This window comes from Shewanella sp. MF08487 (genome assembly GCF_050848685.1).
GTDB lineage: Bacteria > Pseudomonadota > Gammaproteobacteria > Enterobacterales > Shewanellaceae > Shewanella > Shewanella glacialipiscicola.
In genome coordinates this window covers 66,864-91,487 of the sequence record NZ_JBOZPB010000017.1, presented here as the reverse complement: position 1 = coordinate 91,487, position 24,624 = coordinate 66,864, and the positions used below count along the sequence as shown (strand labels likewise).

Sequence of the window (24,624 nt, the reverse complement as noted above, 5' to 3'; positions counted from 1 at the left end):
AAAATCATTACAAGGAACGCATTATGATTCATTTAGAGCATATCAACTTAGTGGTAGACGACATCCCCGCAGCACTGCGCTTTTATCAAGCGGCTTTTCCCCACTGGCGTGTTCGCGGTGGCGATAAGGGCACTTGGTACGGCAAACCTCGTAATTGGATTCATTTTGGTGATGATTATCAATATATTGCTTTTAGTGATAATGGTGAGGGAGAAAACCGAGATTTAACTGGCCATCAAATTGGACTGGCGCATTTTGCCTTTGTGACCGACAACTTAGATGCTGTGATAGCAAGATTGACCCAAGCAGGATTCCCGATTGCCAAAGATGGCATGGAAGATCCGTATCGACGCAACATTTACTTCTTCGATGCCCATGGCTTTGAAGTCGAGTTTGTCGAGTATCTGAGTGACATGCCTACCGAGCGAAACCGATATTAAAGCCGCATCGTTATGTAGGTTTAATCGCGGTGGTTATGACGGTATTGTCATTCAATACCATCATAACCTGAGTAAGTAGCCTGCGCGCTACTCATTTCGCTCCGATTGCTGCTGTGCGACAATCTCTGAATCTTTTTGAGCATAAAAGTGGATCCTAAACTCGGTATCATCGGTCATCAGCTCGACTTTATGCCAATACTCAGGCGGTGAAATAGCCGTTTCTCCGGCATTAATGACGATTTGTTTGTCTAACTCGCCTCTCCTGTCTGTAAAGCCGTAAAACGTCAGTTGGCCGGCCAACACTTGGATTTGACCATACACGCCAGCCTTAGTATTGTGCATATGCAGCAACATTTTAGGGACACTATCATGGGAGAAAATGGGCGTTGATTTATAATTAACAAAATCTTTAGGAATTAAGGTCATAATACGACTACGCTCCTTGAATAAATGGTTGAGAATTTAATAAATCTGACGACACACTCACTATAACGGTTACCGTATTGCTGTCCAACCCAATTGCCTAATTGCAAAGGTATTAAGTGGTAAAATCCCCATCATTCTCAAGCGTCTAGTTACTTTGTCGTTGGTAATCGCTACACTAGCCTTAAGCTTGACCTCAATTAGATGACATTATGCCAACGCCTTATTCCTATTCGACGACCTATATTTTAGATAAAGCTCATTTTGAAGAATGCTATAGTCAATCTGTCATTCCTGATCCCACACTCAAACCTTATTACAAAGCCATTGGATTATTTCTAATAGGTATTGCACTTATTTTCAGCGGTATTAGTTTGTATTTAGCTTACTTTTTTGTTGGATTAGGTGTTATCGAAGCGCTCAATGTGAAGTATCACAAGGCTTGGTGGTTAATGCGCCAGATGATGAGTAAAGCGGCCAGTAATGAGGTGATGCTTACGATTGATGAGTTAGGTATCCACACTCAATCGATGTCAGTGACCAGCCAAATTTTGTGGACTGATGTGTACCGGATTAAAGAAACCGAAAAAGGCTTTTTGATCACCCACAAAGCGGGTACTAGTTATGTTTCTTTCCGTAGTTTAGATGAGGCGACAGTGACCTATATTAAAACTAAAATCTAATGTTGCTAAAAAAAATCTAAATAAAAGGCTGATCCATATCAGCCTTTTTTACAGCCACACATGCGCTTAAGGGTTACTGCTTTAATTCACCAATCGGTAAAATAGTGCGGCCGTACTCATTATTAAGTACCTGCGCCATCGCAAAATAAATCGCACTCGCACCGCAGATAATGCCTTCAAAGCCCGCAATAGTGCCGATTAAGACATTGCCGGTAAAATCACGTGCTGCGAGCAAGAAAAATAAGAGAGTCAACGAAGCAAAAACAAACTGTTTAGCTCTGGAGTAACGCAAAGACCCCACAAACATAAATGCAGTGAATATGCCCCATAACGTTAAATACCAACCCATAAAATACGTTGGACTCGCCGCAATACCCGTATTAGGCATCAGAATTAACCCCACTAGCGTTAACCAAAACAAACCGTATGAGGTAAATGCCGTTGTCCCAAACGTGTCGCCTCGCATAAAACACATAATGCCTACAATAATTTGACCAATACCACCGTAGAAAATACCCATGGCTAAGATCATCGAATCAATAGGGAAATAACCCGCGTTATGGATATTTAATAAAATCGTTGTCATACCAAAGCCCATCAAACCTAATGGTGCTGGATTAGCCAATTTTGCAGACACTGTATTCCCCTACAAGATAAATAATTCGATAAAAATCAATAGTGTTTACTATTTTACTTTCTATTCTCGCCTCTGCGAGAGCGGCGCATTCTAGAGAATAACAATGCTTTTAGCAAAAAAATTACTGAAAGCAAATAATTTATATTAAAAACATATTATAAACATGTACTTATACATTTAAAAATAAAAAAATAAACATTTATATAAATAGTCTAAAAATAAATCCTTTTCAATTCAAAACACTAAAATATAAACTGCCTGAATACTGCTTTACATCTCACTTTAACCCAATAATTGTAACCAGCGCATAATTCAGCTAAAACGGCTCGGGAATCATCAACAGAAACAAGGGTGAAAACCGCTAAAATTATGCTTTTCATCGCAAATTAACTATTAAGGTGATGAAAGTGGCACTTTTTGAAAAAACCATAGCAATGGTCGATATAGGATTAACGCCGATTTATGGCGATAATTTTAGTAGGATGATTCTGAAATATGATTTTTGTTGCATGGGGGCGTTAAGTAACAAGTTTGGCGCCACTAACAGCACAAACAAGTGAGTAACGATATAAAACTCAGTAAACTTGAATCCCGTTAAGATGGCTAAATCGTTCCACTGACTTGCAGCTGTTCTTGACGTGTATCAGGTGAAAAGCTGAAAAAATATCTGTACTCAAAAGGTTAAAATTATTTATATCAAAAACAGAATAGCAGTGATAAATTGCTGTTGTTAGCACAGTAGTATTAGGAGAATGCTTCTTAATCTGTGATTAACAATACATCACTAAAGGAAATAAAATGAAGAAGTTATCAGCTGTTTTTACCTTGTTAGCATTAGTTAGTGTGACTTCGTTTGCTGACGATTCAACTTTACCGCCTGCACCCGCAGCCGATGTAGCTCAGCTGAAAGAAGTGTGCCAACAGATGGCCTCTGAAGATCAAGTAGAGAATGCCGAGCTTAAACAATATGTGTTGGATTGTGTAAACGATCAACTCACTGAAATAGGCTACAAATCGGTCACTGAGGTCAATTAATTTTCATTTAAATCTCAGATATTACCGTAACAATTACGTTCTCAGCCTCATCCAATGCCATTCGCATCCGCATCCGCGAATGGCATTATTATTCACAATTAAAACAGTCACTTAGTTATAGCTTTATTAGTGATTGTGACATACATAAACGACCAGTTTAAGTATTGATGTTTAACCATAAGAATCTGCCCAATAGAGCTTTTTGCATTACGAGTGCTGCATTGTGGTTTCTAAGTTCTACAAATCTACTATTTATATGATAACTGTATCATTTTGCATCCACGCCGATGAAACCGCTGTTGAATTTTGTGTAAAATGCTACTCTGTTTTTCTGTACAGGTAACAGCAGCCTTTAATCATAAAATCATGTATCGGATCCTATTTATCCTCATTGCCAGCTTAAGTATTTTGCCTTCAATTGGAATGGCGAAACAAACTTGCGCACCTGAAAGTCAATGCATTGAGATGGACGACTGGGACTTAGGTGTGGCTATTGGCTGGGGACAAAAATCTAATCCACTAAAAGATTTCAACGATATACCTCTATTTTTTATTCCAACCATAGCCTATTACGGTAAAAACTGGTTCTTTGATAATGGTAATTTAGGTTATACCTTAGCCGAGCAAGAAAGCTTTACTATCAATCTAGTGACCAGTTATAGCTTAGATAGAGCCTATTTTTATCGTTGGGATCCATCGAATGTTTTTTTAGAGCGTAGTAGTCAGATGCCCACTAAAACAACGACAAATTTAGCATTAACCACAGAACCCGAAGCAGAGTTTAATACGTTAGAAACGCGAAATTTCACTATGTTTGGCGGCGCTGAAGCCTTTATCTATACACGACTGGGGATTATTCGCTTAGCGTACACCCACGATATGTTTAATGTTCACCAAGGTTCTGAAGCCCAAATAAAGTGGAGCAATGGCTGGGAGGTCGATCGTTTCATTTTTGAATTTGCATTAATATTTGATTGGAAGAGCCAAGCTGTGGTGGATTATTATTACGGCGTTAGACCCAGTGAAAACGCCTACTGGAGCGAACAGTATCAAGCTAAATCGGGTTGGAATAAAGGTGCAGAAATAACAACGCGTTATGTATTAACTGACAACTGGGATCTGCTGTTGGCAGTTCGTTATACTCAAATTGCCGATGAAATTGCCGCCAGCCCCTTGTTAATACAAGACTACAGCCGCACCTATTTTATCGGTGCGGCTTATAGGTTTTAATATTAGTGACGCTGTCTCAGTTAAGCTGGCTATGCTTTATCGGTTTAAGCCTCAGCTTAGTAAGCCCACATTCTGTGCAAGCTAATAGTCGCGATTCGGCACTCAAACTGACACCTGAGATTTGTATCACCAGTTCTGATAATCAAGCCTGTGACATCGATATAGAACTACATTGGACACTGGCTACAGATGAGCTTATCTGTATTTTATCTAACAATATTGCCTATCCAAAGTGGTGCAGTGATTCCGTTTTAACCAAGACTTTACGCATGAAAATCCATACCTTAACGGACATTGAATTTATCATGGTGACTAAAGACAGCAACCAAACGTTGGCAAGTGCCAAACTTAAAATCACTTCTGCAGCACAACCTCAGGTTCGCAGACGTTATCGCAACCCTTGGAGTTTATTTTAATGACCAGCCCACTATCGAATCACAGAGTGTTATTGGTTGAAGATGACGTTCGTCTCGCAAATCTGATTGTAGATTACCTAAAGTCCCATGGTATGCATGTTGAAGTTGAACGCCGTGGTGACACGGTATTAACGCGATTAATCAATTACAAGCCGGATATCATACTGTTAGATATTATGCTGCCCGGTATGGATGGCCTCACATTATGTGAAAAACTGCCCGATTATTTCGCCGGCCCTATCCTACTGATGAGCGCGTTAGGTTCAACCGAAGATCAAATCAAAGGCTTAGAACTCGGTGCCGATGACTATGTGGTTAAACCCGTCGATCCCGCCTTATTAGTGGCGCGAATTAACAACTTACTACGCCGTCAAAATCAGCCGCCGCAGGCAGAATCACACTGTTTAACCTTTGGTAAACTGAGTATCGACCCACATACCCATGCAATTCGCCTTAACGAAACTGAAGTCGATCTTACCAGTCACGAATTCGAGTTACTGTGGCTACTTGCTTCACAAGCAGGCCAAGTGCTGAGCCGTCAGTACATCTATCAATTACTCCTCAATATTGATTTTGATGGTAAAGATAGAAAAATCGATGTGCGTATTTCTAGATTACGTAAAAAACTCAACGATAATATTGAGACACCGTTCAGAATTAAAACCGTTTGGGGACAAGGCTATCTGTTTGCTCCTGAAGCTTGGAATAACTAAGTAAAAATCCAGTGAAACGTCTCTTTATTAGTTTATATCTGTTACTCAGCCTCAGCGTGCTTGGGATTGGCTGGACACTCGACAGCCTGTGGCAGAAAAATGTCGATGATAATAATGCCCTCGATGCGCCACTAGTCGCATTGGCGCAATTATTAGCAGAGCTCCCTGCCGATACTCGTCAACGATATTTGGAGGCGATCCCAGCCAATCCTGTAATGCCACTACAATTACTCAATGCCGATCAAGTTGCGCTGCTGGACAATCAAGCCTTGAGTACCAGTAAAGTGTTCACCACCACTAACAACAATAGCCTGCTGCAATTTATTCGAGTCGGCGATCAAGTCTTAATGGCGGGGCCGCTGGATATCGATCCTAGGGCAAACCTTCGCAGCCTATTCACGCTGTTCTTTTATTTATCACTCGCCCTTGTGGCACTAATTTGGGTCGGTCCACTATCACGGGATTTGAGCATACTACGTAAGGCGACCAAAGAGTTTGGTGAAGCCAAATGGGACACCCGCATTACCCTGTCAAATCGCTCTCAAGTTAAGCCCTTAGCCAATACGTTTAACGAAATGGCACGGCATATCAGCGCCTTAATCGAGAATCAAAAACACCTGTCAAATGCAGTCTCTCATGAGATCCGCACACCGCTGGCTAGGCTTAAATTCGCCCTTGCGTTAATTCCCATGTATTGTGAGCCTGATTCAGACGCACAAAAGCGACAAAAATTTCTCGATGAGATGCAGCTCGATATCAAAGAGATTGAAGATTTACTGCAAGAACTTCTAACCTATGCCAGTTTAGAATCCCAGCGAGAAGGGATCCAATTAGATGAGTACGATTTAATTCAGCTAATTAATCAAATCATTAAGCGTTTAGAAAGCTTAAGTCCAATCCCTATCGTGCTCAAGGCTACAATCGATAAACTGCCACTACTAGGTGAACCTGCATTAATCGAGCGTACACTGCAAAATTTACTGACCAATGCGCAGCGCTTTGCCCGCACAGCAATCATCATAGAAGTTAAACAAACTCAGCACAGGGTGAGTTTAAGTGTGAGCAACGATGGAGAACCCATCCCTGCGGTGGATTTACCTAAAGTGTTCGAGCCATTTTATCGCAGCCAATCGGTGCAAAATGGTAATAAAGGACATGGTTTAGGACTTGCTATAATCAAACGTATCATGCAGCGACACCAAGGAAATGTTAGTGTCACGAGCGATCCACACCAGACATGTTTTAGCCTCGATTGGCCAAAAAAGCGCCAGCTGTAACCCCTCTTTTAGCAGTATATGACGATTAAGCTATCTGCCACGCGTTTAATCTAGCTCAAAGCCACCAAAATCCAGCGAGGCTTCTGGCTCAGGGTCGAAATTCAGTTGTGGGTTTAATTCGGCCCTTTCTCGCTCAAGTTGGGTTTGCCGTTCTTTGATTATCGCTAACTGGCGACGGCGTTTACGCTGGGTACACAAGCGAATCACATCGTACTTTTGCGCAGCTGAAAACCTTAACCAATTAAATCTTTCGTCACGGCTTCGCAGGCAACCATTACAGTAACCGCGCACATCGGTTTGGCACACACCGATACAAGGACTAGGGATTTCAAAAAAGGCTAACTGTTCCATAACCTGCTGCAATTTCTCTCAAGCACCAACGCCTATTAAATAACGTCGCTGCCTGATGGTAAAAGGGATGTAAATACAACACTCTTATCTTAAAGTACTTGCAGAAACGACTATAATCAAGGCACATTGAACAGAGTTTGTACAACATGGAGCACTCTTATGGGATACCGTTACTTTGCCAGCCTGCTAGTTGCCGTTGCCTTATTAAGCGCTTGCAGCAGTAAACCAAAAAATGATTACGATCTTAATTACGATTTCAGCGCACTGCATAGCTTTGCACAACTCACACCGCAGAAAACGGACGATCCATTAAGCGCCCAACGCATTCAAATTGAAATAAGTCATCAATTGACTCAAAAAGGTTTTACCGAAAACACTCAAGTACCCGACTTTAATGTCTCCTACGCCCTACTAACCCAAGATAAACCTAAGGACTCAGGCCTTTCAATCGGCTTAGGTACGGGTACGTTTGGGGGCTCAGGAGGTATAGGAATAGGCACCAGCGTTGGCGTACCACTGGGGAGTGATACTGCAAAAATCCAAACTATTCAGATTGATATTATCGACCCTAAAACCAAAGCACTAATTTGGCGTGGCAGCGACAGTTTTAATTTTGATTCTGGCGGAGATCAAAAAGCCCAAGATACCGCTAAGGCGGTTAGCCGGATTTTAGCGCAGTTTCCACCGCAAAAATAATCGTAAATGGGGGGCAATAAAAATGGGCGAATATCGCCCATTTTTATTGATAAAGCATTCGTATCGCCCGAAGCCTTCGAACGCAGATTCAGGAAAAAAGCCCTGATGAGAGGTAACGATCCCCCCGATCACAGACTATCGCCACCACCACTGAACCCGGATATTGTTTGGCAATCTTCAGTGCAGCAAACACGGCGCCGCCAGAGCTTACTCCAGCACAAATCCCTTCTTCTCGGGCTAAGATTCTAGTCATATCTTTTGCATCTTGCTCTTCAATATCCACCACGACATCAACGCGGGATGCATCAAAAATTTCGGGTAAGTACGCCTGTGGCCAGCGGCGGATCCCAGGAATAGCACTGCCATCGGCAGGCTGAAGACCAATAATAGTGATGTCGGCATTACAGCTTTTAAGGTATTTAGACACCCCCATAATGGTGCCTGTTGTGCCCATGCTAGACACAAAATGAGTGATTTTACCTTGGCTCTGTTGCCAAATTTCAGGGCCTGTAGTAAGAAAATGCGCATTAGCATTATCTTGATTATTAAATTGATCCAGTACCTTACCTTTGCCTGCAGTTTGTAACTGCAGCGCTAAATCCCGTGCGGTCTCCATGTTATCCACCAGCATGAGCTCTGCACCATAGGCTTGCATCGCATCTTTACGTTCCTGAGTCGAGTTTTGCGGCATAATCAGGATCATCTTGTACCCTTTAATGGCCGCCACCATCGCTAGTGCGATCCCTGTATTACCACTCGTCGCCTCGATGAGCGTATCACCTGGGCTTATCTCTTGGCGCCGCTCGGCCTGAATAATCATATTAAGTGCTGCGCGATCCTTGACTGAACCCGCCGGATTATTCCCTTCCAACTTTAACAGCACGGTGGAATCACCACAGTTAAGCCGTTGCAAGCGAACGAGTGGAGTTTGTCCAATACAGGCTTCAATGGTTGGAAAGTCAGACACTAGGGTTACCCTTTACTTGATAAGAATAGCTAAGCGATAGCCTATTCTAAGGGGGTTACCACGAACAAACACGCTGAATATTACTTATGGCATACAATAAATCGCTCATAGTTATTCAAAAAAGTTCTATACAACTGACTTCTTATAAACAATTACTTCTATTAATCTATAGGTAACAACGCTGACAAAGTCGCCAGTCCAAGGAGTTTAAAATGCCCGTAAAATTGATAAAGGCCCTATTAGGAACCCTCTTTCTGGGAACGTCACTCAATGTGGCTGCCGCTGATCAAACATTGCTTAATTCCTCATACGATATTGCGCGGGAATTATTCAGTGCCTATAACCCTGTTTTTGCTAAACATTGGCAAGAAAAAACCGGTAAAACTGTCGAGATTAAACAATCTCATGCGGGATCTTCGGCGCAGGCACGCTCTATTTTGCAGGGTTTGCCAGCAGATGTGGTGACGTTTAACCAAGTGACAGACGTACAGGTACTATACGAGCGCGGTAAATTGATCCCAGAAAACTGGCAAAAATTGCTACCTAATGACAGTTCACCTTACTACTCCACCATTGCATTTTTGGTACGTAAAGGTAACCCGAAACAAATCAGTGACTGGGGTGATTTAGCTAAAGATGACGTTAAACTGGTATTCCCTAACCCAAAAACCTCTGGTAATGCCCGCTACACTTATTTAGGCGCATTAGGTTATGCCCAGAAAAGCTTTGGCAAGGAGAATCAAGTTGAACAGGATCAATTCCTGAAACAATTTCTTGGTAATGTGGCTGTATTTGATACTGGCGGTCGGGGTGCAACCACCTCTTTTGTAGAGCGTAATATCGGTGATGTATTGATTACCTTTGAATCAGAAGTGAACAATATCCGCCAGCAGTATGGTGCCGACAATTACCAGGTCATAGTGCCAAAAACATCGATTCTGGCTGAATTTCCTGTCGCCGTTGTTGAGAAGAATGCTAAGCGAAATGGCACTCTTGAGCTTTCAACGGAATATTTACAGTATCTCTACAGTGAAGAAGCACAACGCTTATTGGCAGGATTCAACTATCGTGTGCACAACGAAACAGTGAAGGCCGAGTTCACGAAGCAGTTCCCTACGGTTGACCTACTAACCGTCGAGCAAATCATCGGTGGTTGGGATAATGCCATGAAAACGCAGTTTGGTAACGGTGCAAAACTTGATCAGTTACTCAAGCGCTAATTCCAAGCTGATGTTATAAAAGGTTAATGGTTTAACCCGGGCAAAGTCCCGGGTTAAAACGCTTTATGGTATTTAGCCGTCATTGTTGCCAGCGTGAAAATAGCTTTGATTGTCTAACTCAGACAACACATAACTGACGATAAATAAATTGTATTAGTTTTAACTCAATTAACCTGATCGGGTGATTATTCTGTGATTTTTAATAACGGGCGTTTACGCCATAAGCGGGTTCTACCAGGTTTCAGCATCAGCTTAGGTGTCTCCCTACTGTTTGTCAGCCTGATCCTATTATTGCCGATTTCTGGGCTTATCATGCAGACCAGTTCAATGAGCTGGTCTGAATACTGGGGCGTGATTTCCGATCCCAGAGTCGTGGCCAGTTACCGCGTCACCATTTTTTCGGCGCTTGCTGCATCAGTCTTTAACTGCCTTTTCGGGTTATTGCTCGCATGGGTGCTGGTGCGTTATGAATTTCCGGGTAAACGCATAGTTGATGCATTAGTAGATTTACCCTTTGCATTACCGACCGCCGTTGCAGGTATCACCTTAGCCACCCTTTATGCCGAAAATGGCCAAATTGGTAGTCTACTTGCCGAGTTTGGAATAAAAGTTGCCTACACCCCTTTAGGCATAGTGGTGGCGATGATTTTCACTAGCATTCCCTTTGTGGTGCGAACAGTACAACCGGTACTGGAAGAATTGTCACATGATGAGGAAGAAGCGGGCATGACCCTTGGCGCCTCAGATCGCGCAGTATTCTGGCACATTATTTTGCCATCCTTATGGCCAGCATTAATGATGGGAACCGCACTGTCTTTTACCCGTAGTTTGGGTGAGTTTGGCGCAGTTATTTTTATCGCCGGTAATATGCCCTATATCAGCGAAATCACTTCGTTAATGATTTTTGTCCGCTTACAAGAGTTTGATTTTGCAGGTGCCAGCGCCATTGCTTCGGTAGTTTTACTAACTTCGTTACTGTTATTACTGCTAATAAACCTGTGGCAGGCGCGTTATCTGCGCCGTATTCATGGACGTTAAGGAGCGAATATGAACTCATTTAAACCCTTAAGAGTCGGTGAAGCGCCCCTTATAAAATGGAGCCTAATTACGCTTGCCGTACTATTGGCCTTACTGTTCCTGCTATTACCGATAGTGAGTATTTTTCAACAAGCGCTGGTCGGCGGCTGGCAACGTTATATTGAGCACCTAAGTCAGCCAGATTCGCTACACGCAATTGGTTTGACACTGATGGTAGCCGCACTAACTGTGCCCATCAATTTAGTGTTCGGTATCATGCTGGCGTGGAGTGTCACGCGGTTTGAGTTTCCGGGCCGCAAGTTACTTATCACACTCATCGATATCCCGTTTGCGGTATCGCCTGTCGTCGCAGGTCTACTCTACTTATTGCTCTACGGCAGCAGCGGTTGGCTGGGCGAATGGTTATATGAGCGCGATCTGCAAGTCATGTTTGCATGGCCGGGAATACTGTTAGTGACCATTTTTGTCACATGCCCCTTTGTTGCCAGAGAACTTATTCCATTAATGCAACAACAGGGCGCCTCGGAAGAAGAAGCCGCCGTGATCCTCGGAGCATCATGGTGGCAACTATTTCGCCGCGTGACATTTCCTAATATCAAATGGGCGCTGATTTACGGTGTAATCCTCACCAATGCCAGAGCCGTTGGGGAATTTGGTGCGGTTGCGGTTGTATCAGGTAACATTCGCGGTGAAACCAACACCTTACCTTTGCATGTGCAATTATTGTACGAAGATTATCAGGCAGAGGCCGCCTTCGCGAGCGCGTCATTACTGGCCTTAATTGCCCTATTGACCCTAATGCTAAAAGCCGTAGTTGAATGGCGACAACAACGCAGTTTAACCGCCAATGACAATAAAGAGCAGAGTCCATTATGAGTATTCGACTGACTAATATTTCCAAGACGTTTGGCCAGTTTCAGGCGCTTTCCCCACTAAATCTTGATATTCAAGAAGGGGAAATGATTGGCCTACTGGGACCGTCAGGTTCGGGTAAAACTACGTTACTGCGGATTATTGCAGGTCTTGAAGGCGCTGATAGCGGCAGCATTCATTTCGGTGACAGAGAGGTAACCCAAGTGCATGTGCGTGAAAGACGAGTGGGGTTTGTATTTCAAAACTACGCACTATTTCGCCATATGACGGTAGCGGATAACGTCGCCTTTGGACTCGAAGTCATGCCTAAAAAACAAAGACTTCCAGCGGCAGATATTCGTAAACGAGTGGCACAACTGTTAGAAACGGTACAACTAGGCCATCTCGCTAATCGCTATTCTGAGCAACTATCAGGTGGACAAAAACAGCGGATTGCTTTGGCCCGCGCATTAGCAACGCAACCCGAAGTGCTGCTACTCGATGAACCCTTTGGTGCCTTAGATGCCAAAGTGCGCAAAGAACTACGCCGCTGGTTACGCAGCCTGCACGATGAACTAAAATTCACCAGTGTGTTTGTGACCCACGATCAGGATGAAGCGCTTGAACTCTCTGACAGAGTGGTCGTGATGAGTAATGGTCATATAGAGCAAATTAATACGCCTGCAGAACTATACTCGCACCCCAATAGTCGCTTTGTGTTTGATTTTCTGGGTAACGTCAATGTGTTTGAAGCCAGTTGGCAACAAAATCGTTGGCAAAATGGCCAAGCATTTTTGGTGCCTCCAGCGCAGCAGACATTGCAGCAAGATGGCGCACTTTATGTCCGTAGTCACGAATTGACGCTGTCAGACAAACCGAATAGTCAGGCCAACTTGCCGTTTGATATTGTTGCTATAACACCAGTAGGCGCCGAAGTGAGAGTGGAATTAGCACCACACGGCTGGCATAGCAAAGAACTATGGGAGGCTAAATTCACCCAACATCATCTGCAGGAGCTCGGGCTGCAAAAAGGCGGTTTGGTATACGCCACGCCAAGAACAGGTTACTTCTTTGGTGCAAAGGGCGACAGTTCACCGACCCGTCTAAGCTGGCCATTCCTGACACCAGGCAGCCTCGCCTTTGATATCTAAATTTTTATATTGGCAGGAATAGACAATAATGTTGGCGTGCCACAGGATCGTGATATCGCCAAAGCCGTTAGCTAGACGTTGGCGTTGTTGCCACAGAAGAAATAATTGACCAATCATATATGGGCATGAACTCACCCACCCATGATTTGTACATAATGTAGAGAACAGAACTCGAGACAAAAACGTTTTAGCTATGCAACCATAATCAGATTGCGATAAATATTAAGAATTAACGTTTAAGTTCGGCTGCGGGCGCAAAACGACACGCCCGCTATAACCACTTCTTAGCTTATAGAATAAATAGTCGCGATCATCACTCCACTTAACTATTGAACCTTATTCAGCGGAGGAGCTTTCCATGTACCGTCGAGCGCCTCAATTTTTGGCCAATAAATTCGCATAGGGATCCAGAACGGTCCATCGGGTGCCGGTAGCCAGTTAGCCTCTTTATCCTTACCTGGGGAGTCCTTCTGAACATAAATAGTCAAGCCACCGTCAGCATCCTTTTTGAGTTCAGGGAGCATTGGCGAGTTGATTAAATAACGATTAATAGGATTTGCAACCATCAAGCTCTCAGGTAGGTTGTACATAGTCACTGACCAAAACGCATTCACTGGAGGGTATTGTCCAGGCTCGAAGCGCAAAGTGTAGTCATGTTTTGATGCATCCAAGGGCTGACCATCAGCATCCTCTCTGTAGAGTGGATAGATCGCGTCATCCTTAGAGTTGCCGTAAATACCAAGCACCGCACCAGCAAAGCGGTAGAGATAATTATTTTTGAGTACTTCTCGTGTACCGAAGAGGTCTGCGGTAGTCACCTTGCCGGAGGCAATGTCAGTCTTTTCCAAATTATCCAGAGCTTTCCAGCCATCGACGATACCGTCCGCAAATGCCTGCTTCATTTCAGGTGACAGTGACTCAAAATTAATTCGTTTACCTCCACCAACGCCAATCTTTGCGAAACGTGCCATGAGTGCCTTCTCCGAAGGAACTGTAGGCGTAAACTCCAGAACGAAGTTCAGAATATTGAAAAACTCCAATGAAGTCTTTTGCTCAACAGCGGATAGCGGAGGCATCCAATTAATCTTGGATGCAGCTTTAGGGGTGGGTTTACCCATATAAGCCGAGAGTGTCTGCACCTTGTAGCCTGCCTGCACAGCCTTCACATTGTCAATATCTGCGGGGTTAAACAACTGAGTGCGGTATGCAAGAAAGACAAACTGCGTTTCAGAACGCATCATCTTAGCGACTCCTTTGGGAGTCTCACCCTGCCAGTCCGGACCGGCCACGAGAAGTACAGATCCATCATTGCCGGTTGTTCTGCTTCCGGCGTACGCGAAATTGTGCGTGTACCAATCGATAAACTGCAACGAGAAGTATCGATTCTTCTCGATAGGCGGCAGAGTGAGAATTAATGGCTCAGTTCGCAGATCCATCCCGACGAAAGAATAAGGCGTATCAGAATTGGCGGTCTGGATCGCTTTGTCATCCGATGTGAACACCCGCGCCATATTGAATATCTGATTCCAAGAAGTTTTGTATTCAGGACTCTGTGTATCGACAAAATACGCATACTGAATCCGATAGTTGTCAACCATAGGATTACCATAAATATATGCTTCTTTAGCGATCTCACGCGCTTGCTCAGGCGAGATAGCCGCTTGAACATCCCCCCCCGATGAGATAGATATAAACAACAGGCATAGGAAAAACTTTACCATGGGAATTCTCATTATTGTGCTCTCCTTTTCATTGAATTACGTTGCTGATAGGCCGTTCACATCACATAAATGTAGATATTTGAACAGTTCAAAACTTGTGCGGCATGCTGATGCAAAACAACGGAAATTTACACACGGATGCTAAGTTACATATTTTCTAATACATAAAGCCTATTAGGTCGCCTGATATTTTTAGCGTTGTGGTAATAATAATTAACATCAATATAGTGGTAGAAGGTTAAGGACTGAGAATAAATCCTGCGTAGCAGAGGATAATGTTGTGTTTTTGTAAAGTTATCAACATTTATCTCTATGTTATAGATTGAAAACCTACTCATGGGCATTCACTGTACGGCCTTTAGCCCATTGCCTTTAGTCCATTGCTTGAGTCCATTGCTTGAGTGCATTGATTTTTTCGCTCATGGCCACGGATAAAAGCCGAGTTTTGCTGAGCTCCTCAAGTGATAAAGCTTGATCGACACTGCTATCAATACTTTTTGCGGTATACATGGTGGCAATAACGGATCAAGAAGATTGCTTTGCGTGTCCCCCCGCCGGATAAATCGATAAAGAAAATTTCATCCATCCCACCCTTTTGTATTAGCTCTGGCGGCAAGGCTTGAATATCATTGGCGGTTACCACCACAAAAACCTCTGATTTACGCTCAATCATTTAAGTCAGTAAGATGCCGAGTATGCGAGTTGATGCACCTTCATCACAGCTACTGTTGTTTAAGCCTTTTTCAATTTCATCTAACCAAAGCATGCAAGGTGACATAATGTCGGCCAGTTCCTTTTTTATTAACCAAAAATGTGTCAAAAAAAAGTCCAGCGAACTGGACTTTATAGCATGCTCAACAAATGAGATTTAACCGTCTAAGGGTTAATGTCCATCAAAAAACAAGTAATTCAACCAACCTTGCATCCTGAGCAACACCTTACGCATAACAGACACGTGGTGAAAATGCTCAGTATAAATAGCCACTTGCCCTGACACTCCCGCGGGGAAACCTTTACGAATGACATCGTCATCAATCTCAATTAAGACGATAACTCGACCGGTTTGAAACATACGATCCGAGGACTGTAGCACTCCGCCCATTTGAACTTCACCCTCTGACATGGCTGGCAGTACTTTAGCGACACGGCCAGTAAACACTTGCCCGGGAGCAGCATCAAGAATCACCTCAGCCTCATCACCTTCCTTTAGGCGTAGTAGAGAATTTTGCCAAAAAGCACCCGCAAAATAACGTTGCTCATTAGGGATAAAACTCATCACTGGGCGTAATGGGATAGGCACCGCCATCGCACCTGGACGTAGCGCCATTTGCGTCACCACACCATCGGCTGGCGCACGAACCACGGTTTGTTCTAAGTCATAGATAGCACCATCTAAATCACCCTGTAAGCCCGCGACTTTAGTATTAACGCCGTCAATATTAGACTCATAGGCTAGCCTAACTCGTAACTCATCTGATTTAGCTACCATTAACTGTGCTTCAGAAGCGAGGTAAAGCTGACGTTTGTTATCCAATTCCAGCGCAGTAAATGGAGAGTTAGCCCCACCTTTACGATGACCATTTTCATAGCGTTCGTATGCAGATTTATTGCGTTCTTTATCGGCATTAACCCGCTCAACATTGGCTTTAGCCGATTCCCATGCTGCAGCGAGCTGTGGCACTTCTAGCTCAGCGGCGATTAAAGCGGCACGTTTACGCTTAACCACGGCTTCAAAGGGAATAGGATCAATACGGAAAAGTACATCTCCTTGTTTAACCTGAGTATTAGGCTGTACTTCAACACTAATCACTAACCCTTTTACCGCGGGTGTGATGGGAATAGAGACAAAATACTCCCGCGCAAAGCTCGAATAAGGATGGTTGTAGTTCATCACTAATATCAATGCACTAATGATCACTACTCCCCCCAAAACTGCGGTGGGTACAGTCCATTTTGTCAGCGGGATTTTAAAAACTTTAAAAATAACAATACAAATAGCGGCGTAGGTCAGTATGAGTAATAAATCCATGTTACACCTCGACTTTATTTGTAATAACAGGCTCTACAACATTTGTTTTCGCCTGTTCTAATTGATCTAGTCTTGCTTGTAGATTAGTTACTGTCTGGCGTAGCGTGTTTACATCTTCTTCTAAGCTCAGCTCTCGCTTCGCTACAGTACTAAAACCCCAACCACGGTCTTCTCGGTACAAGGTCGCCCATATCCATAAAAATGGCCAAATAGCATGCAAAGTAAACAAGCTCACCCATCCCGCAATATGCAAAGCATCTTGCTGTGGATGATTACGTTTTTTTGCAATTTCGTACGGAATATCATGGATCGCAATCACCCCATAAAAAATAACCACTACCACAAACAACAACACCCCTAACGCAAAGTAATCTAAAAACATTATAAAACTCCCATGTTCGTCATATTCACTTTTAAAATAATCCCTATTAGATATGCTAACCCAGTAATTAACATTTGCTAAACAATATTAACCAGCAGAACCAACAACAATGTTATGAATAATAAAATTGACTGAGTTCACACTAAACCCAGTGATCCGCTGCACACTTGCTTATTTACATCATGATCCCAACTACCGTTCGCGTTAAACTCAAGATTAAGTTGCGCGCCATGACGCAATCCCTACAATTGTTAAAAAGGTATCCACACATGATAGGCACTCCCTACACTGAGGGCGCACGACGCGCCATGTTGCTCGGCTGCGGTGAACTGGGTAAAGAGGTAGCCATTGAGCTGCAACGCTTAGGCGTAGAAGTGATTGGCGTTGACCGTTACGCCAACGCCCCCGCCATGCAAGTCGCGCATCGCTCCCATGTGATCAATATGCTCGATGCAAGCGCGCTGCGGGCTGTTATTGAGTTAGAAAAACCGCATTTAGTTATCCCCGAGATTGAAGCCATTGCCACCCAAACCTTAGTGGAAATGGAAGCGCAAGGCGTGAATATCATCCCGACAGCCCGGGCAACGAAGCTAACGATGGACAGAGAAGGTATTCGTCGCCTCGCCGCCGAAACCTTAGGGTTACCCACCTCACCTTACTTTTTCTGTGATACTGAAACCGAATTTAATCAAGCTATAAGTAAAATTGGTCTGCCGTGTGTGGTTAAGCCGGTCATGAGCTCATCGGGCAAAGGCCAGAGCGTTATTCGTGATGTCGCCCAAAGCCATAAAGCGTGGCAATACGCCCAAGAAGGGGGCCGCGCTGGCGGTGGTCGCATTATCGTAGAAGGCTTTATAGCCTTCGATTATGAAATCACACTGTTAACCATAAGCGCAGTCAATGGCATACACTTTTGTGCGCCCATTGGCCACAGGCAAGAAGATGGTGATTACCGTGAGTCATGGCAGCCACAAGCCATGTCCGCTGAAGTGTTAGCAAAGTCGCAAGCGATTGCCAGTAAAGTCGTTGAAAATCTTGGCGGTTATGGATTATTTGGCGTAGAGCTGTTTATCAAAGGCAATGACGTGTATTTTTCAGAAGTCTCACCTCGGCCGCACGATACCGGCTTAGTCACACTCATTAGCCAAGATTTATCCGAGTTTGCCCTGCATGTAAGGGCGATTCTTGGCCTGCCCATACCCAATATCCACCAGCATGGGCCAAGTGCCTCAGCGGTGATTTTGGCTGAAGGCACCTCAAGTAATATTCGCTATCAAGGTATTGCCGCTGCATTAGAAGCGGTCAACACTCAACTCAGATTATTCGCCAAACCCGACATTGATGGCCGCCGCCGCTTAGGTGTCGCGCTTGCACGTGATATCGATATCGACAGCGCAATAAGTAAGGCACTTGATAGCGCTAGCAAGATAAAAGTCATTTTTTAACTGTGTTAGCCGCTTAACATTAAGCTCAAGCACACACTAAAAAACGGGAGATGAGCATCCGCGCATTTCCAGTTTTTTTCATACAGAACCAGAATAATCAACCACCTTCAATAAAAAGTGACCACGCAGAATGCACAGAGTAAACTAGCTGCCTTATTCTATGGCCGGTGTTTCCACGCCTTGCACCATAAGCGCTGTGCCTGACTTTTTTATTTTAAGCTTTTATTTAAGACTCTTTATGTCAAGCGTGTGACTTATAAAACACCACAGCAGCAACCAACAGTAGTAGAAAGTAGAACTCAATATGCCTCTTCAGCCCTCATGCTTTACCCCTTTCACCCAAGCCATTGATGCCTATGCGCTGCCGCAGCGTTTTACGTTTCCTTTCTATTACGAGCCGCATCCACTGTGCGTTATCGCCGCAAACGAATTACAACAGCATCTTGAGACTCAAAATAATTGGCAGCATAATTTTGGCCTAATGGGTGAGTTAACTGGCGCCATTGGCAAAATGTTTGGCGTATTACTGGTGCAAAACCCGCAGGGTGAAGTGGGTTATTTATCAGCATTTTCGGGCAAATTAGCCGAGCAAAACCATTGGCCACACTTCGTCCCACCTGTGTTTGATATGCTAGCAAAGGATAATTTTTTTCACGCTGAAAATCTGCAAATCAATCAGCTTAATGCCCAACTCTTCGCGCTAGAAAATCATCCCGATATTCCCCGTCTATCAACCAATCTTAATGTTGAGCAAGCGCAAGCAGCAACCAAACTTGCCGTCCACAGACAATTGATGATCGACAGCCGCCAATCACGCAAGGCGCAGCGCAATCAACTCGCAGTCCAATTGGCGATCAAGCCGACTGATGAGACCTTACGTGAAAATGTAGTAATCGAAGCCAAGCTTAACCAAGAAAGCATTAATGAAAAAAATCAGCTAAGAGATATTAAACACTATTGGGATGAGCGAATTAATGCCATCAGCCAAGAGTTAAGTCTACTTACCGATGATCGCGATGCATTAAGACTGCAACGTAAACAACTCTCTGCGGCGCTGCAGCAAAAGCTGTTTGAACAGTATCGTTTTTTGAATATTCAGGGCGTAGAAAAGAGCCTTTACAGCATCTTTAAAGGCACAGTAGAACTAACGCCACCTGCGGGTTCGGGTGAATGCGCCGCACCAAAATTGTTACATTACGCCTTTAAACACAATCTCAAACCGCTGGCGATTGCCGAGTTTTGGTGGGGCGCACCGCCAAAATCAGAAATCCGCCAACATAAACAGTTTTATCCCGCCTGCCGACGTAAATGCCATCCAATTTTAGGGCATATGCTCGAAGGGCTCAGCGTTGATGACAATCCGCTACTTGCTAATCCTGCACTAGGCAAAACCTTAGCTATTGTCTATCAAGACGATGTCATGGCGATTGTGAATAAACCCGCCGAGTTTTTATCCGTGCCGGGCAAAGACATTACAGAATCAGTGTATTCACGCATGCAACAAACCTTTCCTAATGCCACGGGCCCACTTATCGTTCATCGACTCGATATGTCGACCTCGGGGTTAATGGTGATCGCACTAACAAAAGATGCCCATAAACAACTGCAAAAACAATTTATCCAGCGCACGGTAACTAAACGCTACGTGGCTCTTTTAGCGGGTATTCCTGCGGTAATGGTTAGCAAACCGCCAAATGGCGAAATATCTTTACCCCTGCGGGGGGATTTAGACGATAGACCAAGGCAACTGGTGTGCCATGAGTTTGGTAAAGCGGCGCAAACCTATTGGCAAATGAGTCAAATCGATGAATCGGCCAATCAAACCCGAGTATATTTGTCGCCTAAAACAGGTCGAACCCACCAACTCAGAGTGCATTGTGCTCATTTAGAGGGGTTAAATACGCCGATTTTAGGTGATGACCTCTACGGGACTCGCGCTAATCGCCTGCATTTACATGCCGATTTATTGATACTCCAACATCCTGTAACTCGTGAATCAATACGCTTTCAAGTTGATGCCGAGTTTTAAGCGCTCATGTCAAAAATAAGTGTTTTTAAGATTAATATTTAAGGCTAAGTATCAGAAATTTTTACTTTTTCGCGATGTATAAGCGGTATTTTTCAGGCATAGTCATATTTCATTAAACGCAGAGACGATAGCAGTAACATGGGCAATCTGATTAACAACATGAGGCGAAATCAGTGGCGATTATTCACTTTATTCATCGCCTCATTATGGCTGAGTGCCTGCCAACCCGCTGCAGATCAAAGTGAGCTTAAGTCAAACCCGAATGCTCCTCATGCAGTAAAAACGGCTTTAGCACCTATAACTTCTGATCAGCCATTCTCGCAAGAAGTTTATATTTGGCAGCGCCAATGGCGCCCAGCGAACCAAACCGCCTTAGTGCAAAGCCAAAACGCCTTTCAGGGATTACGCATTCTGGCACTGCAAGCACACCCAAAGCCTAATGGCGCCGATATTTGGTTTGAGGTGGCGGTTAATCATGTTTGGTTGCAGGCCGACCCAAGGCCCAAAATCCTCGTGGTGCGTTTAGATGGTCAATTCACTCATTTAAATGATGAAGAAGTGATTCATAAAATCAACCAAGTTCTGGCAAACTGGCAAGCTAAAGGCACCCACATTGTTGGAGTGGAAATCGATCACGATAGCGCCAGCAGTAAACTGCCTGCTTATCGAGAGTTTCTTAAAAAGCTTAAAGCACATTTACCCACCCAGCTAAAACTCAGTATTACCGCACTCCCCGCTTGGCTCAATAGCGCTGAATTACCTACGTTACTGGCCACTATCGATGAACTCGTACTGCAAATTCACAGCGTAAGCGACCCACGCCACGGCCTATTTGATGCTGTGAAAGGTTGGCAATGGGTAGAGCAACTGTCACGCATCAGCACAGTGCCTTATCTTATTGCACTGCCCGCCTATGGCTCTGCGGTTATCAGCACAGCTTCAGGCTATCAAGTTGAGAGTGAAACGCCGCTGCGCCATCAACGCCAATCCGCTAACGCCGTAGAAGAATTAATGGCTGATCCCAAGATATTACAAACCTTTATACACAAACTACAAAACCCAAAGGACAGCAAACTTAAAGGTATTATCTGGTTTCGGCTACCGCTAGAAGGGGATAAAAGAGTGTGGCCGCTCAACACCTTAATTGCTGTTGCGCAGCACGGGGAACTCGCAGCCAAAATTGAGCTGGTGATATCAAGCGATAACAACGTCACCAACCAAGCGCAATTAACCGCTGAAAATACGGTAAAAAGCCACACAATGCCTCAGTCGAAATTATTCCAACTGAGCTTAATTAATCGCGGTAATATTGCGGGTGAACCGCCCACTATTTTGTCGCTAGCGGGACACGCTTGTAGCGCGTATGATGCGCAAAATGGCTATCGCGTAATACAGAAAGATGGGCTGTTAACGTGGCAATCGCAAGCTGAAACGACCGCCGCATTAACCTCAATTGAAGCTCCACGTACTAACATGATGTCAGTACTGCAACCAAACAGAGAGACTCAAAAATACATGCTCAACCCAAACGGCCAAAAAGTGATAGGCTGGGCACGTTGTGAGTCATTATATTTACAGGGGATTTATGCGCCATAAGCCAACATTATCAACCACAATAGCAACATCTCATCGGGCTTTTAAGCTTAAACAAACCACGCTCATCTGTTTAAGCTTATTCTCACCAATGCTGTTGGCATGCGGCCCCGATTTTCCGTTGCAATTGACTCAAGACAGACAGAGTAATCTCAGCTACTTGCCGCAAACATCCTTTAGCCAGCAGCTCACCACCCTCGCAAAACCTTTGCCTTGGCAGTATCAAGGTGCGCCAGCTGCGCAGGAATATCTCTGGGATGAAGCCCATAGTCGTTATCTGTCACAAACCCGCGCCTTTGAAAGTAGCGAATTAAGTGAAGCTCATTTAGCTTTAGTCAACACTCTACGCGATGCGACAGGCCCGATTGAGGCTGAGCAAATGGCGGCTAGGCTAGATCAAGAATTGCCCCAAGCTCTAATATGGTACACCTTAGGGGCCGTCGCATTTGAGGCCAAAGATTATGAAAGAGCCGCTAATTACTTTAATAAAGTTATACAACTACCAGAGAGTGAACGCGCCTCTCGCAGTTTGTGGGCGCTGTATTCACTCTCACGAATTGAGCTTATTTTAAGTAAAACCTCTGCGGATCCTGAACATTTAAATCGTGCTAATGCTTATTTAACACAGCTACAAACTGAGGTCATCCAAGGCAGCGCCGATCCACTACGCTTAAGTTTGGCGAGCTTAGGTGAGCAAGCGTATATTTTGCTGCACCAAGGCCAGCCCTTAGCCCAAACCACAGAACAAAGTGGCACAGCTGACGCTAAACTGCCCATCACTCTTAATCCTGCGGTATTGGATAAAGTGATTGAGCTTTATGCAACCCAATCGGTACAGGGCGATAGTAGCGGTTATGATTCATTGTTGATGCTAAGCCGCACTTTGATGGGTAAGGAGATTGCTGAACTTAAGCCGCTACTGCAACAGGCGAGCGTGCAGCAGTTATTGATTGCCTATTGGCAAAGTAGTACGAATGAATTTGCCTACGATGGCCAGCTTTCTGAAATGGGCTTAAAGGTCGCAGAAATCCTGAAAATCTTTCCAGCCGATGGCTTACAACTTAGTCATGGCGATAAATTAGCCGCTATTTATTATCAGCTAGGGGATTATGCTAGTGCAGAGCGCCTATTAGCCTTAGCTAAACCCAGCGGCTTAACATGGTGGCTCACTGCAAAATTAATGCTACAAAAGGGTGACTCAGTTGAGGCGGCTAATGCCTATGCTGAGGCCGCGCGCCACTTTCCCAAGCAACCCAAAGTCTTAGCGACTGTTGATGCCAAAGAAACCCAGCAGCAAGCTATTAATGCTGATAAAGATATCGCCACCTACTGCCGTATTCGCGCTGAGCAAGGCGTATTATCCCTAGAGCGCGGTGAATACCTAGATGCGTTAAATCACTTACTCGAAAGTGGTGATGAGTATTGGCAAGATATCGCCTATGTGGCGGAGCGCGTACTGACCACAGCTGAACTTAAATTGTTTGTCGATGAACATGTGCCGCTTATCGCCTTTGAATACCCAAAAGATAGCGATTGGTATGATAATATCGATCCAATAAACAACCGCTTACGCTACTTACTCGGCCGCAGACTATTACGTGAAGGGGCGATAAAAGAAGCGCCTGCTTACTTCCCTAACCCTAATCTTAATGCCAGCGCCCTCGACTATGGTAATCAGCTAACCTTAGCAAAAAATGAAAAAGGTATTGATAGTGCCAAGGCCTATTGGGCGGCTGCTGGGCTTGCTCGCCATCAAGGCATGGAAATCTTAGGGTTTGAATTAGCACCCGATTACGCTATCTACCAAGGTGTATTTGATTTAAGCGATTGGAATGAGCCGAGTAAACTGAGTGAAAAAGAACAATCACGGGTAAACGCCAGCCAAGCCATCCCAGATAAACGCTTCCATTATCGCTACACAGCGGCAGAGCTTGCCAACAAAGCGGCCGACTTTGTGCCGCAGAATAGCCAAGCCTACGCAGCGTTACTCTGCCAGGCGACCGGTTGGGTATTGTATCGAGATCAGGAGCTTGCCCTGCGTTACTATAAAAAATACGTCACTAATGGCGCATTTGTCCCTTGGGCCGAAAACTTTGGTTTGCAGTGTGAAGCACCCGATTTTGATAGCGCAGCAAAACGCGCACGGGCCAATGACATGGCACAATGGAACGCCCTGTACCATAAGCTGAAAAAGCCCATCGTCTTGGGCTTATTAGCCATCGCAGGATTAATGGGTGTTTGGTGGATACGTAGAAGAAAGACTCAATAATCAACATCTATTAACGTCCTCTCTCTT

At 44.4% G+C, this 24,624-nt stretch carries 23 protein-coding genes and 1 pseudogene; 16 read left to right on the top strand and 8 right to left on the bottom strand.

The window, feature by feature from the left end; genetic code table 11:
* The first annotated feature begins 23 nt into the window (after positions 1-23).
* Positions 24-440, top strand: coding sequence for a VOC family protein (locus ACRN9H_RS12825; RefSeq protein ID WP_432314189.1), 417 nt, complete (start codon positions 24-26; stop codon positions 438-440).
* Positions 441-527: 87 nt separating this feature from the next.
* On the opposite strand, the gene ACRN9H_RS12820 is transcribed toward ACRN9H_RS12825, so the two are convergent.
* Entirely contained in the window at positions 528-866 is a 339-nt protein-coding gene (locus ACRN9H_RS12820) for a DUF1971 domain-containing protein (protein WP_432314187.1), read from the bottom strand.
* A 209-nt stretch (positions 867-1,075) separates the two neighbouring features.
* On the opposite strand from ACRN9H_RS12820, the gene ACRN9H_RS12815 reads away from it, so the two are divergent.
* Entirely contained in the window at positions 1,076-1,546 is a 471-nt protein-coding gene (locus ACRN9H_RS12815) for a YcxB family protein (protein WP_432314185.1), read from the top strand.
* Between the two features lie 73 nt (positions 1,547-1,619).
* On the opposite strand, the gene ACRN9H_RS12810 is transcribed toward ACRN9H_RS12815, so the two are convergent.
* Positions 1,620-2,183 carry an acetate uptake transporter gene (locus tag ACRN9H_RS12810; protein WP_432314183.1) on the bottom strand — a complete coding sequence of 188 codons (564 nt, stop codon included), beginning with the start codon at positions 2,181-2,183 and terminating at the stop codon, positions 1,620-1,622.
* A 798-nt stretch (positions 2,184-2,981) separates the two neighbouring features.
* On the opposite strand from ACRN9H_RS12810, the gene ACRN9H_RS12805 reads away from it, so the two are divergent.
* From ACRN9H_RS12805 to ACRN9H_RS12785, 5 genes are all read left to right on the top strand, one after another.
* Positions 2,982-3,218, top strand: coding sequence for a hypothetical protein (locus ACRN9H_RS12805; protein ID WP_220775232.1), 237 nt, complete (start codon positions 2,982-2,984; stop codon positions 3,216-3,218).
* A 366-nt stretch (positions 3,219-3,584) separates the two neighbouring features.
* Positions 3,585-4,448, top strand: coding sequence for a MipA/OmpV family protein (locus tag ACRN9H_RS12800; RefSeq protein ID WP_432314218.1), 864 nt, complete (start codon positions 3,585-3,587; stop codon positions 4,446-4,448).
* 5 nt (positions 4,449-4,453) lie between these two features.
* Positions 4,454-4,864, top strand: a complete 411-nt coding sequence (locus ACRN9H_RS12795) for a DUF3019 domain-containing protein (protein WP_432314181.1) — start codon at positions 4,454-4,456, stop codon at positions 4,862-4,864.
* On the top strand, positions 4,864-5,577 hold the full coding sequence (locus tag ACRN9H_RS12790) for a response regulator (protein WP_432314180.1): 714 nt from the start codon (positions 4,864-4,866) through the stop codon (positions 5,575-5,577). Before ACRN9H_RS12795 ends, ACRN9H_RS12790 begins: the two co-directional genes overlap by 1 nt.
* Before the next feature lie 11 nt (positions 5,578-5,588).
* Positions 5,589-6,854, top strand: coding sequence for an ATP-binding protein (locus ACRN9H_RS12785; protein ID WP_432314178.1), 1,266 nt, complete (start codon positions 5,589-5,591; stop codon positions 6,852-6,854).
* Between the two features lie 45 nt (positions 6,855-6,899).
* Here the strand turns inward: ACRN9H_RS12785 and ACRN9H_RS12780 are convergent, their stop codons facing one another.
* A complete protein-coding gene (locus ACRN9H_RS12780) occupies positions 6,900-7,205 on the bottom strand; it encodes a DUF1289 domain-containing protein (protein ID WP_432314176.1) in 306 nt (101 codons plus the stop codon).
* 159 nt (positions 7,206-7,364) lie between these two features.
* Here ACRN9H_RS12780 and ACRN9H_RS12775 point away from each other — a divergent pair, with 159 nt between their 5' ends.
* On the top strand, positions 7,365-7,901 hold the full coding sequence (locus ACRN9H_RS12775) for a DUF4136 domain-containing protein (protein WP_432314174.1): 537 nt from the start codon (positions 7,365-7,367) through the stop codon (positions 7,899-7,901).
* Between the two features lie 88 nt (positions 7,902-7,989).
* Here the strand turns inward: ACRN9H_RS12775 and cysM are convergent, their stop codons facing one another.
* Entirely contained in the window at positions 7,990-8,868 is an 879-nt protein-coding gene (gene cysM / locus ACRN9H_RS12770; protein WP_432314172.1) for a cysteine synthase CysM, read from the bottom strand.
* 212 nt (positions 8,869-9,080) lie between these two features.
* On the opposite strand from cysM, the gene cysP reads away from it, so the two are divergent.
* The 4 genes from cysP (at position 9,081) to ACRN9H_RS12750 (ending at position 13,129) form a co-directional block, all read left to right on the top strand.
* Positions 9,081-10,088: a thiosulfate ABC transporter substrate-binding protein CysP gene (gene cysP / locus ACRN9H_RS12765; protein ID WP_263189330.1), complete on the top strand. Its 1,008-nt coding sequence runs from the start codon at positions 9,081-9,083 to the stop codon at positions 10,086-10,088.
* Between the two features lie 192 nt (positions 10,089-10,280).
* On the top strand, positions 10,281-11,126 hold the full coding sequence (gene cysT / locus ACRN9H_RS12760) for a sulfate/thiosulfate ABC transporter permease CysT (RefSeq protein ID WP_432314170.1): 846 nt from the start codon (positions 10,281-10,283) through the stop codon (positions 11,124-11,126).
* 9 nt (positions 11,127-11,135) lie between these two features.
* Positions 11,136-12,002: a sulfate ABC transporter permease subunit CysW gene (cysW, locus tag ACRN9H_RS12755; RefSeq protein WP_432314168.1), complete on the top strand. Its 867-nt coding sequence runs from the start codon at positions 11,136-11,138 to the stop codon at positions 12,000-12,002.
* Entirely contained in the window at positions 11,999-13,129 is a 1,131-nt protein-coding gene (locus ACRN9H_RS12750; protein WP_432314166.1) for a sulfate/molybdate ABC transporter ATP-binding protein, read from the top strand. The genes cysW and ACRN9H_RS12750 overlap by 4 nt, the downstream gene beginning before the upstream one ends.
* Positions 13,130-13,455: 326 nt before the next feature.
* Here the strand turns inward: ACRN9H_RS12750 and ACRN9H_RS12745 are convergent, their stop codons facing one another.
* From ACRN9H_RS12745 to ACRN9H_RS12730, 4 genes and pseudogenes are all read right to left on the bottom strand, one after another.
* Complete coding sequence (locus tag ACRN9H_RS12745) at positions 13,456-14,862, bottom strand: DUF1254 domain-containing protein (protein WP_432314164.1); 1,407 nt, start codon at positions 14,860-14,862, stop codon at positions 13,456-13,458.
* 360 nt (positions 14,863-15,222) lie between these two features.
* A pseudogene (locus tag ACRN9H_RS12740) lies at positions 15,223-15,643 on the bottom strand (AAA family ATPase); the annotation flags it as partial.
* 90 nt (positions 15,644-15,733) lie between these two features.
* Entirely contained in the window at positions 15,734-16,879 is a 1,146-nt protein-coding gene (locus tag ACRN9H_RS12735) for an HlyD family secretion protein (RefSeq protein ID WP_263189323.1), read from the bottom strand.
* A 1-nt stretch (position 16,880) separates the two neighbouring features.
* Positions 16,881-17,261, bottom strand: a complete 381-nt coding sequence (locus ACRN9H_RS12730) for a DUF3302 domain-containing protein (RefSeq protein WP_220773259.1) — start codon at positions 17,259-17,261, stop codon at positions 16,881-16,883.
* A gap of 269 nt (positions 17,262-17,530) precedes the next feature.
* On the opposite strand from ACRN9H_RS12730, the gene purT reads away from it, so the two are divergent.
* The 4 genes from purT (at position 17,531) to ACRN9H_RS12710 (ending at position 24,597) form a co-directional block, all read left to right on the top strand.
* The gene (purT, locus tag ACRN9H_RS12725; RefSeq protein ID WP_432314162.1) at positions 17,531-18,706 is read left to right on the top strand and encodes a formate-dependent phosphoribosylglycinamide formyltransferase; all 1,176 of its coding nucleotides are present in this window, start codon (positions 17,531-17,533) and stop codon (positions 18,704-18,706) included.
* A 304-nt stretch (positions 18,707-19,010) separates the two neighbouring features.
* The gene (locus tag ACRN9H_RS12720; protein WP_432314160.1) at positions 19,011-20,735 is read left to right on the top strand and encodes a pseudouridine synthase; all 1,725 of its coding nucleotides are present in this window, start codon (positions 19,011-19,013) and stop codon (positions 20,733-20,735) included.
* Positions 20,736-20,873: 138 nt separating this feature from the next.
* The gene (locus tag ACRN9H_RS12715) at positions 20,874-22,331 is read left to right on the top strand and encodes a DUF3142 domain-containing protein (RefSeq protein WP_432314158.1); all 1,458 of its coding nucleotides are present in this window, start codon (positions 20,874-20,876) and stop codon (positions 22,329-22,331) included.
* Complete coding sequence (locus tag ACRN9H_RS12710) at positions 22,321-24,597, top strand: tetratricopeptide repeat protein (RefSeq protein WP_432314156.1); 2,277 nt, start codon at positions 22,321-22,323, stop codon at positions 24,595-24,597. Before ACRN9H_RS12715 ends, ACRN9H_RS12710 begins: the two co-directional genes overlap by 11 nt.
* The last annotated feature ends 27 nt before the right edge of the window (positions 24,598-24,624 follow it).